Here is a 14082-nt window from a genome sequence, read left to right on the forward strand (position 1 = left end):
AAGACATAGTATAGTTAGTAAAATATGATATAATAAAACTAAATATAGCCTTTGAAAGGAGATGCTTTTATGAATGTATTGCATGTTTCTGCAGAATGTTATCCCTTTATTAAAATTGGCGGTTTAGCCGATGTTGTAGGATCATTACCTAGTGAATTAAAACGCTTAAGAAATACAGAAGTAAGAGTAATGATGCCTAAATATAAAGCGATTCCTACTAAATACAAAAAAAATATGAAACACCTAACAAATTTTAATATCGAATTAAACGAAAAAGAAAAGGTGTATGTAGGCATTGATACATTAAAACTTGGAAACATTCTTTATTATTTTGTTGACAACAATTACTCTTTTGGTTCTAGAGATCAAGTTTACAATTATGGCGATGAATCGGAACGTTTTTCCTTTTTTCAAAAAGCTGTTTTAGAATCTCTTGAATACATTGATTTTTTACCCGATATCATTCATGTCCATGATTGGCACACTGCAATGATTCCTTTGCTTATTAAAACAAAATACAAGAACCTTTCACACATAAAATCAGTTTTAAGTATTCATAATTTGGCTTATCAAGGGATTTTCCCAGTTAACGATTATCTTTACTTCAACATGGAATATGATCCAAGATTTGAATTTGAAGGTTTTTTAAATTTCTTAAAATCTGGAATTGTTTGTGCAGATTATATCACGACCGTTTCAAAAACATATGCCGAAGAAATACTTACGGATTACTTTGGTTATGGACTTCAAAAATTATTAAAATCTCGTAAAGAATCCTTACAAGGAATTTTGAATGGGGTTAGTTATAAAGATTTTAATCCTATGACTGACACATTCATCGCAAAAAATTATGATGTCGATACGGTTAAAAAAGGCAAAAGAGAAAACAAACTAAAATTATATGAAGAACTAAACGTAGATTTTAAATTAGATAAGCCACTTATTTCAATCATTTCAAGACTTGTGAGTCAAAAAGGAATTGATTTAATCAAACGGGTATTTGATGAAATGCTTGAAGTCGATGATTTTTGCTTTGTGCTTCTTGGAGATGGAGAATCTGAATACGTTGATTATTTTAAAAATCTTGAACAAAGATTTCCTAGTAAAGTAAAATGTTTTATTGGCTATTCGAATCCGTTAGCTCATTTAATTTATAGTAGTTCTGATTTCTTTTTAATGCCTTCTAAATTTGAACCATGTGGATTAGGTCAAATCATCGCTTTGAAATATGGTACCATTCCTATCGTAAGAGAAACGGGAGGACTTGTAGATACCGTAATTCCTTACAACCAATATAATAATACCGGAAATGGCTTTAGTTTTACCCATTTCAATGCTCATGATATGATGCATGTCATTCGGTATGCTCTTGAAATTTATCATAAAGACAAAAAAGCGATGAACATATTAATTCAACACGCTATGGCTTCAGATTTTAGCTGGACTCAATCTGCTAAAGCCTATAGAAGTGTTTATAAATCAATTTTAAAAATAAAGGAAGAGGTGAAATAATGGATGTTTTAGCGTTAATTTTAGCAGGAGGACGAGGATCAAGGCTTGATATCTTATCTGAAAATAGAGTAAAACCAAGTGTTCCTTTTGCAGGAAAATATCGTATTATTGACTTTACTTTAAGTAATTGTTCAAATTCAGGGATTTACAATATTGCTATCTTAACACAATACCTACCTTTTTCACTAAACGATCACATTGGTTCAGGAAAACCTTGGGATTTAGATAGAAGGGACTCAAAAGTCACTTTATTACAACCTCATAGTGACTGGTACAATGGAACAGCAGATGCAGTTAGAAAAAACATTCATTATATAGAACAATCCCATGCGAAATATGTGTTAATTTTATCAGGAGATCATATTTACAAAATGGATTATCGTAAAATGATTGAAAAACATATCCAAACTGGAGCGGATTTAACGGTTGGATGTAAAGTAGTTGAATTAGAAGAAGCAAGTCGTTTCGGCGTTTTGGAAGCAGATGAAATGGATCGAATCGTTAAATTTGTGGAAAAACCTAAAATTCCAAAATCAAACTTAGCCTCTATGGGAATTTACGTTTTTAATACTGATATTCTACTTGAAAAGTTAAATAATAAAGACATTCCTGATTTGGATTTTGGGAAACATATTATCCCTTCCATGATTTCGGAAAAGAAAGTAGTCGCTTTTAAGTTTTATGATTATTGGAAAGACGTTGGAACCTATGATTCTTACTTAGAAGCTAATTTAGAATTAATAGAAACAGTTGATAAAATACCTCTTGATATGTATGATCTCAAATGGAAAATATATACAAAATCAGAGGAACTTCCTGCGGTTAAAGTAGGCTCAAAAGCGATGATTCATCAAGCATTATTATCAAATGGATCGATTGTAGCTGGAAATGTTTTAAGAAGTGTGTTAAGCCCTGGCGTTATTATACATCCACTTGCCAAAGTGACAAATTCGGTGTTATTAAATAATGTCGAAGTGAAACCTGGAGCAGTTGTTGAAAATTGTATTATTGATAAAAATACAGTAATTGAAAACAATGCATGGGTTGGTTTTGGAACGGATTTAACTCCAAACATTGAAAATCCTGAACTTTTGGAATCAGGAATTACTGTAATTGGAAAAAATGTAGTCATTCCAAAGAATATGATCATCGGACGTAATTGTCGTATCTTTAGAACCGCTGATTTATCTAAAGTGGAAGATAACATTGTCAAGTCAGGATCTACCATTCGATAATTGATAATTTGCAAATAAAAAAAGGCTATTTTTAGCCTTTTTCTTATTATTAATTTTGAATTGCTTTTAATTGCAAGGAATCAGGAGTATATTGCATAATTTCAATTCGATTCGAATCTGGATCTTCAATCCAACATTGATAATTATTATCAAGTCCCATTTCCGGATAACTTACAATCTTAATTTTTTTAGATTCTAAAGAAGCTACAAACTCAAAAATATTATCTACTTCAAGACAAAAATGTTCATACGAAGAATGATTTTCAGTGTGCAAACGTTGTTTCTTAAAAAATAATTCGATAAACTGTCCTGTCCCAAGAGATAAATATACAATCATGGGATTGTCTAAAGCATCCTTTAAAACAAACGCCTTCTGAAATCCTAATCCATTTACGTAAAATTGTAATGATTCTTCCATATCATTTACTGCAAAAGCTAAATGCGCTATTCCTTTGATCATGAAATCACCTCTTTTTATCTTATTATACCGTAAGTGAAATAAAAAAAACACTCAATATCAGTGTTTAAAGTGAAAATGGTGCTCTTACCAAGAATCGAACTTGAATTTCAGCATTACCATTGCTGTGTTTTGCCATTAAACTATAAGAGCATTTTCTTTTATATTATAATCATAATATCGAAAAAAATCAAGATTTTTATATTTACCTAAATTCAGTTACAAAGCTTAATGTAATAACTGAGTAATTATTAAAATTATTTTTAATTATTTTTAATTATTGACAATTATATTCAGTTTGTAATACAATAGAGTAGGGTGATAAAAATGTTGGAAATTAAAAACGTCTCAAAAAGTTATGATAAAAAAAAGTTTGCTAATGACAAAATCAATTTAACCATTGAGCCTGGAGATATTTATGGTTTTATTGGACACAATGGAGCAGGTAAAACAACTTTACTTAAATCCATTGCTGGTATTATTGATTTTGACGAGGGTGAAATCTATGCAAATGGGTTGTCAATTAAAAAAGAGCCGTTGTTAGTAAAACAAATTCAAGCATATATTCCTGATAATCCTGATGTATATGAATCGTTATCAGGAATTCAATATTTAGATTTCATTGCGGATGCTTACCAAGTAGATGTGGCTAAACGTCGACTACTGATTGATAAATATTCGTTAATGTTTGAAATGAATGAAGTGTTAAACAATCCAATTTCTTCTTATTCTCACGGAATGAAACAAAAAATAGTTATTATGAGTGCTTTGGTTCACGAGCCTAAGATTATGCTATTAGATGAGCCTTTTGTAGGATTAGATCCTAAAGCAAGTTATTTATTAAAAGAAGTCTTTCGCGAAATGTGTCAAAAAGGTTCTTTAATCTTTTTCTCTACTCATGTATTAGAAGTAGCGGAAAAACTATGTAATAAAGTTGCAATTATTAAACAAGGAAGAATTATTGCAAATGGAAATACCCAAGACATTATAAAAGATCAATCACTTGAACATCTTTTCTTGGAGTTGACAGAAGAACTATGATGTACTTAAAATTAATGAAAGTCTTTTTTAAAGAAGGCTTTTCTTTGAAACGAATGTTTAACATAACTTCTTCAAAATCGAAATTACAGTCTGTTTTAATTGGACTCTTATTACTCTATGGTCTTGGAACAATTTTATTTGGATTTGGGTATATATTCCTTGATTTGGGTTTGATATTTAACAACGCAAATATGATCGAATTTCTTTTAATGTATGTATTTATTTATTCGTCTTCGTTATCCATTATATTCATTTTGTTACGAGCAAATGGATATTTATTTCAATATAAAGATTTTGAACTTCTTGAACCATTACCCATTAAACCAAGAATAGTTGTTTTTGCAAAAGCAAGTGTGATGATGATTATTGTTTATATTTCAGTTTTTTTGTTTACTGCTCCAATGGCATTTTCTTATTTTTATTATACAGGATTTAATATAGTCAGTTTATTATTTTACTTCATTGCAATACTGTGTGTTCCTTTAATTCCTGCCGTTATTTTTTCTTTCATTGCATTATTGATTGCGAGAATTACAGCTAAATTTAGAAAAAATAAATTAATTACAATCATATTAATGTTTATTGCATTTCTTGGTGTTATGTATATTTCATTTGCTTATAATTTTTCTGGTGGAACAAATCCCATGCTAAATCAAGAAGGATTTATTGCTGGAATGGGGGAAATTTATCTTCCAATGATGTGGTTTGTCAATGCGATACATAATCGAGATATATTCAATTTATTGTTATTAATTGTGACTCATGTATTTCCTTTCTTTTTATTTTTAATTCTGATTCAAAAAATGGTATTAACGACTAACCAAAAAGGATTAATGACTATTACTCGTAAAAACAATAAACCCGTTTTAAATCAACAACGTTCTGTTTTTAACTCCATTATTACGAAAGAATCCAGAAAATTCTTTAGTGTTCCAATTTATGCATTAAATACTGGATTTGGTCCTATTATTCTTTTTGTATTATCAGTTTTAAGTTTAATTTACAAAGATAAAATTCTTGAATATCTGCCACAGTTAGGTTTTGTTGGACTTTCAACAGAATTAATCTTATTGATAATCATTTGCTTTTGTTTGTCAACGGTTTATACTTCAGCAATTTCTCTTTCACTTGAAGGAAAAAACTTTTGGATTATTAAAACGCTTCCTGTTCAACCAGAAAAAATTATGTTTGCAAAAATGGCATTTAATGTCCTTTTGGGTCTTCCCATTGCGTTATTTAGTTTGGTTCTATTTGGAATTAGTTTTCAAATTCAATTATATCATTTATTCATTCTTGCATTATACATCACAACTTTTTCTTTTCTCACTTCAATTTTAGGTTCTATTATAAATTTATATACGCCTAAATTTCACTATAAGAACGAGACAGAAGTTGTAAAACAAAGCATAGGTGCTATTCTTGGCATATTTGGAGGAATGGGAATTATTTTAATCAATGTAGGAATTTATTCTTTACTTAAAAACGCTTTGAGTTGGCAATTAAATGTGATGGTTAATTCTTTATTTGATTTAATACTTTTCTTTCTTGCTTTTTATTTTGTTAAAAAGGTTACAGAAAGCCTTTTCACTAAAATGGCTGTTTAATATTTGAAAAAAGAAGCGTAATTTCCTCTTAATTTCATTTGTAATTTTCAGTTAAAAATGATATAATTCGTATGTTCATGTAAAAATATAATTCGAAAGGAAATAACTATGACAAAATATGTATATTTGTTTAAAGAAGGCGACGCTTCAATGAAAAACCTTCTTGGAGGTAAAGGTGCAAATCTTTGCGAAATGACCAATCTTGGTATGCCAGTACCTCAAGGATTTACCGTATCAACTGAAGCATGTACAAAATACTATGAAGATGGAAGACGTATCAATGATGAAATTATTGCTCAAATTTATGATGCTTTAAGTGCAACAGAAAAAATTTCAGGAAAGAAATTTGGAGACAATAACAATCCATTTTTAGTTTCTGTAAGATCTGGTGCTCGAGTATCAATGCCTGGAATGATGGACACAATTTTAAATCTTGGCTTAAATGATGTAGCAGTTGAAGGTTTAGCTAAATTAACTGAAAACCCTAGATTTGCATACGATTCTTACAGAAGATTCATTCAAATGTTTTCTGATGTAGTTATGGAAGTTGAAAAAAGCAACTTTGAAGCTATTTTAGAAGCAAAAAAAGAAGAAAAAGGTGTGGAATTAGATACTGATTTAACTGCAGATGATTTAAAAGATATCGTTGCTAATTATAAAGTAAAATACAAAGAAATTAAAGGCGAAGCTTTTCCTCAAGATCCAAAAATACAATTAATTGAAGCTGTTAAAGCCGTTTTTAAATCTTGGGATAATCCAAGAGCAAATACTTACCGCCGTTTAAATAACATTTCTTACCAATGGGGTACTGCCGTAAGCGTACAATCTATGGTTTTTGGAAACATGGGTGAAGATTCAGGAACTGGTGTTGCTTTTACAAGAAATCCATCCACTGGAGAAAAAGTATTGTATGGTGAATACCTATTTAATGCTCAAGGTGAAGACGTAGTTGCAGGTATTCGTACTCCTAAACCTATCTCTGAATTAGAAAAAGATAATCCTGTTTTATACAAAGAATTTAATGATATCGCAGGTAGACTTGAAGCTCATTATCGTGATATGCAAGATATGGAATTTACCATCGAAAGAGGTAAATTATATATGTTACAAACTAGAAATGGTAAAAGAACAGCACAAGCTGCTTTAAAAATTGCGATTGATTTAGTAAAAGAAGGATTACTTACTGAAACAGAAGCACTTTTAAAAGTAGAACCAAAACAATTAGATTCCCTACTTCATCCACAATTTGATAGCGTTTCATTAAAAAACGCCAAAGTCATCGCTGTTGGACTGAATGCTTCTCCTGGAGCCGCTACTGGTCGTGCAGTATTTACAGCTGAAAGAGCTGCAGAAATGGTTAAAGATGGAAAACCAGTTATTCTTGTTCGTCAAGAAACATCTCCTGAAGATATTGAAGGAATGTTCGTTTCTAAAGGCGTTTTAACAAGTAGAGGTGGAATGACATCTCATGCTGCTGTTGTTGCACGTGGAATGGGAACATGCTGCGTTGCTGGAGCTGGAACGGTTAAAGTAAATGAAGTTAAAAAATACTTTGAAGTTGATGGAAAGAAATACTTTGAAGGAGACTTTATCTCTTTAGATGGGTCAACTGGCAAAATTTACGGAGAGCAAATTAAAACCGTAGATGCGACAGTATCAGGTGATTTTGCAACACTTATGGAATGGGCAGATAAATATCGCTCTTTAAAAGTTAGAACAAATGCAGATAATCCAAGAGATGCAAAAGTTGCTTATAAATTTGGAGCTGAGGGAATTGGACTTTGCCGTACAGAACATATGTTCTTTGAAGCAGACCGTATTCCTGCCGTTCGTGAAATGATTGTTTCTAAAACTTTAAAAGAAAGACAAACTGCTTTAAATAAATTACTTCCTATGCAACGTCTTGACTTTATCGGTCTTTATGAAGCGATGAATGGTTTCCCTGTAACAATTCGTTATTTGGATCCACCACTTCATGAATTCTTACCAACAGAACGTGACGATATTGAATCTTTAGCAAAAGAAATGCATCTTACTTATGAAGAATTAAAAGCTACTGTCGATTCTTTACATGAAACGAATCCGATGCTAGGTCATCGTGGTGTAAGACTATCGATTACTTATCCTGAAATTGCTGTTATGCAAACAACAGCTGTCATCGAAGCAGCAATTGATGTAAACAATCGCGGTGGAAAAGTCGTTCCTGAAATTATGATTCCACTTGTAGGTGACGTAAAAGAATTAAAAATGATTAAAGACATTGTTGTTGCTACTGCAGATGAAATTATTAAAAAAGCTAAAGTAAATTTACAATACCATGTTGGAACCATGATTGAAATTCCACGCGCTTGTATCCTTGCGGATGAAATTGCACAAGAAGCTGAATTCTTTAGTTTTGGAACCAACGATTTGACTCAAATGACATTTGGTTTTAGTCGTGATGATGCAGGAAAATTCCTTCAAGATTACTATAGCAAAAAAATATTTGAAAACGATCCTTTTGCTCACATTGATTTCAAAGGTGTCGGCAAATTAATGCAAATGGCTGTTGAATTAGGTAGAAAAGTTCGCCCTGATATTAAACTTGGAATATGTGGTGAACACGGTGGAGATCCAGCTTCGGTTGAATTCTGTCATAATATTGGACTATCTTATGTTTCATGTTCTCCTTTTAGAGTTCCAATAGCTAGACTTGCCGCAGCACACGCAAACATTAAAAATCCTCGTTAAAATACGATTCAAAGGACTTGCTTTTGCAAGTCCTTTTTTTCTCTTAACTCCCTTGACAAATGAATAGGGGGTGTTTATAATGAAATTGTACTTAGATAGTTGGAAATCACTCAACCGCGACCGACAGTAATTGAACGGGAGTTAAGGTTTTTCTGGTGTTGAATACCTATTCGATTAGGAATCCTTAAAGAAAAACAAGAGGCACCCATTGTAAGGTAGATGTAAGTCTGCTCGAGTGATTTCCAAGTATTTAAGTGCGTTTTTTTACGCAAAAAATACTGTTTTTTGAAGAAAGAAAATTGAAAGGGGTCTCTATGAATCCGCTATTAAAAGAATTAACTATGTTAAATGGAATTCCTGCAAATGAAAAAAATGTAAGAAAATATATCGAAAAAGCCTGTAAAGATATCTGTGAAATTTCATATGATAATTTAGGTTCGATTATTATGAAAAAAATTGGAAATAAAACTGGACCAAAAATCATGGTTGCAGGTCATATGGATGAAGTTGGATTTATTGTATCTGAGATTACAAAAGAAGGATACATTAAATTTATTCCAGCTGGTGGATGGTGGGGACATGTAGTTTTAAGTCAACAATTTAACATTTCAACTAAATCTGGAAAAGAGATAAGAGGGGTTGTAGGATCAAAACCTCCTCATATTTTAGAAGCTGAGGAAAGAAAAAAAGTAGTTGAATTAAAAGATATGTATATGGACATTGGAGTTGCATCAAAAGATGAAGCTTTAAAAGAAGGCATTCAAATTGGAGATATGATTACTCCTTTCATTGAATCAATGGCTTTATCTAATCCGAAATATTTGCTGGCAAAAGCCTTTGACAATCGAATTGGAATTGCTTTAGCAATCGAAGTATTAAAAAACATTCAAAATGAAGAACATCAAAATATTTATTATGGTGTGGGGACAGTTCAAGAAGAAGTGGGAACAAGAGGAGCCGGAACAGCAGCTTACAAAATTGAGCCCGATATTGGAATTGCACTTGATGTAACCATTGCTTTTGATTTTCCTGGAGGATCAAATGAAACTCAATTAGGAAAAGGCCCTTGTTTAATGATCTATGATAGCTCTATGGTAGGACATGTTGCTCTTCGAGAATACACAGAACAACTTTGTAAAGAGTTAAATATTCCTTATCAATTGTCCTTTCTAAGCCATGGAGGAACAGATGCTGGTAAAATGCATGTTACCAAAACCGGTTGTCCAAGTATTGCTATTTGTTTACCTTGCCGATATTTGCATTCCCATACTTCAATTATTCATGAAGACGATTATGAAAATGCCGTTAAAATTGTAACTGAATTAGTGAAAAGATTAGACAATCAAACAGTGAAACAAATTACTTTTGAATAAAAAAAGACCTTTTGGTCTTTTTTTAAAATAATGATAAGATATTGCATTAATGAATTTATCGTGATAAAATGTGAACAAGGTGATTATTATGTTAAGGGTTATTTCTGGTCGTTTTAAAGGCCTTAGACTTAAAGAAGTTGGAAAAGAGATAACGAGACCAACAACGGACAAAAATAAAGAAATGATTTTTAATATTTTAGGACAATACTTTGATGGAGGATTAGGTCTAGACTTATTTGCCGGCAGTGGTGCAATAGGAATTGAAGCAATTAGCCGAGGCATTTCATCTTGTGTTTTTGTGGATAATTCTTTTCAAGCCATTAAAGTGATTAAAGAAAATTTAACTAAATTACAGATAAATATAGGTGAAGAAGCTTTCGTTATAAAAAAAGATGTCATTGATTATTTAAATCATAATAATACAATATTTGATTTTATTTTTATGGATCCGCCTTATGACTTGGATTTATATGCAAAAGCAATGAATTTGATTGAAATAAACAAACTATTATCAAAGAATGGTATTATAATACTTGAATCTAAAAAAGAAAAAGATATTGATTTTATTTCTAATCAATTAGTTAAAATTCGAGAAGTGATTTCAGGTATTACAAAATATAGTTTCTATCAATGGGAGGAATCATTATGAAAGTAGGTTATTATCCAGGAAGTTTTGATCCAATTACATTTGGACATTTAGATATTATCGTAAGAGGAGCTAAATTATTTGATAAACTTTATGTTGCTGTATCACATAATCCTAATAAAATAACTTTATTTTCTTCTGAAGAACGAATTCAATTGGTAAAAGAAGTTATTATGAATATACCAAACGTTGAAGTCGTACAATCGGATATGCTAACCGTTGAACATTGTAAAATTCTAGGTGCCAGTCATGTTTTAAGGGGCTTAAGAGCAGTTACCGATTATGATTATGAATTTCAACTAACAAATTTCAATCGAAAAATTAGTTCAGATATTGATACGGTGTTTTTGATGACAGATGGAGAATACTCTTTTTTATCTTCCTCATCTGTTAGGGAATTAGCCGAATTCGGAGGAGATGTAACACCTTTTGTCCCCAAAGTAGTAAAAGAAGCCATCGATAAAAAAATCAACTATCAAAAAAAGGGCTATCAAGTTTGATAGCCCTTTATCCTTATTCAATATCGAATTGTTCAAATAGATAAGTGTTTAAATTTTCATAGTTTAAAAATGGAGAAGGTTCACTAATTGGATCGATAAGCAATATAATTTCACCATCTTTGATAAATGCTAACGAAGGCGTATAAGAGTAAGGAACTAAATCATTGGAAGTTTGAATTTCTACCGAAGCCTCAATCCGGTAAAATTTCGTGTGATATTGTCCGATAAATTCATCTAAAATAGGCTCGAATTCGATACAACTTGAACATGAAACTGAAGAAATGAATAAGGCAAAGGTTTCATCGTTTTGAAACATGGCACTTAATTCACTATAAGTTATTTCAACGGTTGAGGTTAATTCAATATCTTTTGGCAAAGTCATCAATTGAATTTTAGTACATCCTATTAAAAAAGTTAAAAGAAGAAGTAAAAACATAAAAATCATTTTTTTCATACAATTTATCACCGTTTTCTATTATAGTAATAAATAGAACCTTTGTCAAATAACATCTCTTATTTCAAAAGAAACAAACGTTGTTTCTTTTATATATAAAAATAAAATATAACTCAATACCTTTGAAGGTGATTCTATGAATGAATTTTCAAACAATTTAGTAAAATCTAACAAGAAGACAAAAGAAATTATTGAAATTTCGGCTTTATATCCATCGGCATATGAAGAAGTCATGTACTTACTGATTTTTCACAATGAAATGGTCTTAATTGGATTAAATCCAACCATTTCTTCTGTCTCTTTAATCCAAGAAATCGAGCAATATGGTTTGATAAGTTTTCTTAAAACCATCATAATTCAAGAAATGAATTTTTTGGTGTTATCGAAACTGTCTGAATTATCTCAACAAGGTGTAAGTGCAAGAATCGTTACCAATGAATCCATTCAAGATATTGAATCTTCAAACATTTTAAAGTCTTCTTTTTATTCTATATCCAGTTTAAATTTTGAACTTTCTTTTGATCAAAATCGAATGTTATCTTTTATCTCAGCACCTTTCATTACATCACCTCATTCATTTTTGGTTTATGAGCCTCAAAACAAAATCCTATTTTCAAATTCTTTATTTGATCGAGTTCGTCCCTCTTTAAAAAATGATGATATTTTAACTGATCTCATCATGTTTCATAAAAACAATGTTCCTAGCAGCAATTTTTTACATCCACTTGTAAGTAAAATTTCAAAATTGAATTTGAATTCTGTTTACACCAAATCAGGATATTTTTATGATTCGGACGAAATAAAAACAGCGATTAATACTCTTTTAAAACTTGATTTTTATAATAACAATCGATTTTCAAGTGATGAATCATTAGACACTAATTCCATCAATTACATCAGTTTAACTAATCAAGTGATTCATAAATTGCGATCTTTGTTTGGCTCTATTGAAATTGAAGAAATATTTAAAAATTCTGACATTGATTTTGATGTGGAAACCTTTGAAGTCAAAAGCATATTATTCGAAGACTATAAACTTTGGCAAAAAATATTTGAACTTATCTATTTGAAAAAAGGAAATTCATGGTTAAGTGTACTTGAACCGATGATAATGACTTTTAATCATTTATATGGTGTGGAATTACCCAACATTTATCATTCTGAGATAATTGATAATAACAAGAAAATTGAAGAATTAAGTTCTATAAAGACAAAACTTGAGTCTGAACTGAAAGCTTTAGAATTTAATTTACAAACAACAATGGACAAGTTAATTAAAGATCCACTTACTGGAACATATAATGAGTTGTTTTTGAAAGAATATCTTTTAAACGAACTATTAACTTTCGATTTTGAATCAGCGCAAACAAGAGAAATTATTTTAATCTACTTAACCATTGATAATCTTTTTGAGATTAATTCAAAATACGACCAAGCTATCGGAGATGAAACAATTTCTAATACTGGTTATCTTTTGAATCAAATCAGACCAAAAGACGAGTTATTATTTAAGCGTAGAGGTCCAGGGTTTGTTCTTTATATCCACGATGCAAGTACGATTCATTTGACTGATTTTACATCTTCCATTCAAAATAGAATCAAACAATCTGATGTGTTTATAGAAAACATAACTGTTTCTTTAGCCATTGTTAAATTGTCTGAGTTTTATAAAGAAAAAAAACCAGATCGAATTGTTGAATTAATGTTATCTACAGGAGAGAACCGGATCAAATTAGTTTATCAAAAAGGGCCTAATTCAGTGATAGACGATAAAACAAGCATTAAAAAAGGTAGTAGAGGCAATATCCTTATTGTAGATTACGAGAAAATCAATCTAGAAATTATTAAATCATTCTTTCAAAATTTAAATTATGAAATTTATACTGCTGTAGATGGTCTAGAAGCATTTGAAATTGCTAAATCAAAGCAAATCGATGTCATGATTGTTGAAAGAAACATTCCAAAAATGGATGGATTAACATTAAAACAGAATTTAAATGAGTCCACTTTTCCTATGAATATTTTATATTTTCTTTTAACCTATAATAAAACGATTGATACGATTACAAGAGCCAATCAAGTTGGCGTTGATTTTGTGATAGAAAAACCAATCGTTTTTGAAGAAATCTTAGGTATTATTAGTCGTGAAATGAAGATGAGGGGTATAAAATGATAACCCTTAAATCTATCATCTATTTAATGATTATTTTATTTGCATTAACTGTATTATTTATTTTATTGATTCTTGAGCAAAAACACAGAATTAAAAGACAACTTGTAACAAAATCAAAAATAGACGAGTATATAGTAAATCGATATTTGCATCATTCCAATCAAATTATGAAATTCCAAAAAAAATTGCTGATTTTAGAATTTGTAAAAATGAGCGAACAAATCCAATTTCATGATGAGATTAAGTATCAAGCATTTCAAGATTTTTCGAAGTTGGGTTTAATTCCTAAATATATTAGAAATATCGATTCACTTCGTTCGTTCAAACGAAAAGAAGCTATTTTTTATTTATCTTATT

The 14082-nt window shown here is 30.5% G+C and carries 12 protein-coding genes and 1 tRNA gene; 10 read left to right on the forward strand and 3 right to left on the reverse strand.

Features of this window, described 5'->3' with window-relative positions; genetic code table 11:
• Positions 1 to 69: 69 nt before the first annotated feature.
• Together KJ971_00330 and KJ971_00335 are read left to right on the forward strand one after the other, a co-directional pair.
• Entirely contained in the window at positions 70 to 1512 is a 1443-nt protein-coding gene (locus KJ971_00330; GenBank protein MBU1144289.1) for a glycogen synthase, read from the forward strand.
• A complete protein-coding gene (locus KJ971_00335; protein ID MBU1144290.1) occupies positions 1512 to 2747 on the forward strand; it encodes an NTP transferase domain-containing protein in 1236 nt (411 codons plus the stop codon). The genes KJ971_00330 and KJ971_00335 overlap by 1 nt, the downstream gene beginning before the upstream one ends.
• A 49-nt stretch (positions 2748 to 2796) precedes the next feature.
• On the opposite strand, the gene KJ971_00340 is transcribed toward KJ971_00335, so the two are convergent.
• Both KJ971_00340 and KJ971_00345 read right to left on the reverse strand, forming a co-directional pair.
• Complete coding sequence (locus tag KJ971_00340) at positions 2797 to 3207, reverse strand: VOC family protein (protein ID MBU1144291.1); 411 nt, start codon at positions 3205 to 3207, stop codon at positions 2797 to 2799.
• A gap of 76 nt (positions 3208 to 3283) precedes the next feature.
• Positions 3284 to 3357 (reverse strand) — tRNA-Thr (locus tag KJ971_00345).
• Between the two features lie 174 nt (positions 3358 to 3531).
• Between KJ971_00345 and KJ971_00350 the strand changes: the two genes are divergently transcribed.
• The 6 genes from KJ971_00350 to coaD all read left to right on the forward strand — a co-directional run bounded on the left by KJ971_00350 (position 3532) and on the right by coaD (position 11098).
• Positions 3532 to 4245 carry an ABC transporter ATP-binding protein gene (locus tag KJ971_00350; GenBank protein MBU1144292.1) on the forward strand — a complete coding sequence of 238 codons (714 nt, stop codon included), beginning with the start codon at positions 3532 to 3534 and terminating at the stop codon, positions 4243 to 4245.
• Positions 4246 to 4289: 44 nt separating this feature from the next.
• The gene (locus KJ971_00355; protein MBU1144293.1) at positions 4290 to 5849 is read left to right on the forward strand and encodes a hypothetical protein; all 1560 of its coding nucleotides are present in this window, start codon (positions 4290 to 4292) and stop codon (positions 5847 to 5849) included.
• Between the two features lie 108 nt (positions 5850 to 5957).
• Positions 5958 to 8579, forward strand: coding sequence for a pyruvate, phosphate dikinase (ppdK, locus tag KJ971_00360; GenBank protein MBU1144294.1), 2622 nt, complete (start codon positions 5958 to 5960; stop codon positions 8577 to 8579).
• Positions 8580 to 8893: 314 nt separating this feature from the next.
• Positions 8894 to 9952 carry a M42 family metallopeptidase gene (locus KJ971_00365; GenBank protein MBU1144295.1) on the forward strand — a complete coding sequence of 353 codons (1059 nt, stop codon included), beginning with the start codon at positions 8894 to 8896 and terminating at the stop codon, positions 9950 to 9952.
• 88 nt (positions 9953 to 10040) lie between these two features.
• Complete coding sequence (gene rsmD, locus KJ971_00370) at positions 10041 to 10601, forward strand: 16S rRNA (guanine(966)-N(2))-methyltransferase RsmD (GenBank protein MBU1144296.1); 561 nt, start codon at positions 10041 to 10043, stop codon at positions 10599 to 10601.
• On the forward strand, positions 10598 to 11098 hold the full coding sequence (coaD, locus tag KJ971_00375) for a pantetheine-phosphate adenylyltransferase (GenBank protein ID MBU1144297.1): 501 nt from the start codon (positions 10598 to 10600) through the stop codon (positions 11096 to 11098). The genes rsmD and coaD overlap by 4 nt, the downstream gene beginning before the upstream one ends.
• Positions 11099 to 11111: 13 nt before the next feature.
• Here coaD and KJ971_00380 read toward each other — a convergent pair whose 3' ends face one another.
• Complete coding sequence (locus KJ971_00380) at positions 11112 to 11552, reverse strand: hypothetical protein (protein ID MBU1144298.1); 441 nt, start codon at positions 11550 to 11552, stop codon at positions 11112 to 11114.
• Between the two features lie 136 nt (positions 11553 to 11688).
• Between KJ971_00380 and KJ971_00385 the strand changes: the two genes are divergently transcribed.
• Positions 11689 to 13725 carry a response regulator gene (locus KJ971_00385; protein ID MBU1144299.1) on the forward strand — a complete coding sequence of 679 codons (2037 nt, stop codon included), beginning with the start codon at positions 11689 to 11691 and terminating at the stop codon, positions 13723 to 13725.
• On the forward strand, positions 13722 to 14082 hold a 361-nt coding region (locus tag KJ971_00390), incomplete at its 3' end, for a hypothetical protein (protein ID MBU1144300.1). The genes KJ971_00385 and KJ971_00390, both read left to right, overlap by 4 nt.

The organism is Bacillota bacterium (assembly GCA_018818595.1).
Classification (GTDB): domain Bacteria; phylum Bacillota_I; class Bacilli_A; order Izemoplasmatales; family Hujiaoplasmataceae; genus JAHIRM01.

Excerpts from the sequence above, each read along its gene's own strand:
- KJ971_00330 (MBU1144289.1), top strand. The coding sequence starts at position 70 with ATGAATGTATTGCATGTTTCTGCAGAATGTTATCCCTTTATTAAAATT.
- KJ971_00335 (MBU1144290.1), top strand. The coding sequence starts at position 1,512 with ATGGATGTTTTAGCGTTAATTTTAGCAGGAGGACGAGGATCAAGGCTT.
- KJ971_00340 (MBU1144291.1), bottom strand. The coding sequence starts at position 3,207 with ATGATCAAAGGAATAGCGCATTTAGCTTTTGCAGTAAATGATATGGAA.
- KJ971_00350 (MBU1144292.1), top strand. The coding sequence starts at position 3,532 with ATGTTGGAAATTAAAAACGTCTCAAAAAGTTATGATAAAAAAAAGTTT.
- ppdK (MBU1144294.1), top strand. The coding sequence starts at position 5,958 with ATGACAAAATATGTATATTTGTTTAAAGAAGGCGACGCTTCAATGAAA.
- KJ971_00365 (MBU1144295.1), top strand. The coding sequence starts at position 8,894 with ATGAATCCGCTATTAAAAGAATTAACTATGTTAAATGGAATTCCTGCA.
- rsmD (MBU1144296.1), top strand. The coding sequence starts at position 10,041 with ATGTTAAGGGTTATTTCTGGTCGTTTTAAAGGCCTTAGACTTAAAGAA.
- coaD (MBU1144297.1), top strand. The coding sequence starts at position 10,598 with ATGAAAGTAGGTTATTATCCAGGAAGTTTTGATCCAATTACATTTGGA.
- KJ971_00380 (MBU1144298.1), bottom strand. The coding sequence starts at position 11,552 with ATGAAAAAAATGATTTTTATGTTTTTACTTCTTCTTTTAACTTTTTTA.
- KJ971_00385 (MBU1144299.1), top strand. The coding sequence starts at position 11,689 with ATGAATGAATTTTCAAACAATTTAGTAAAATCTAACAAGAAGACAAAA.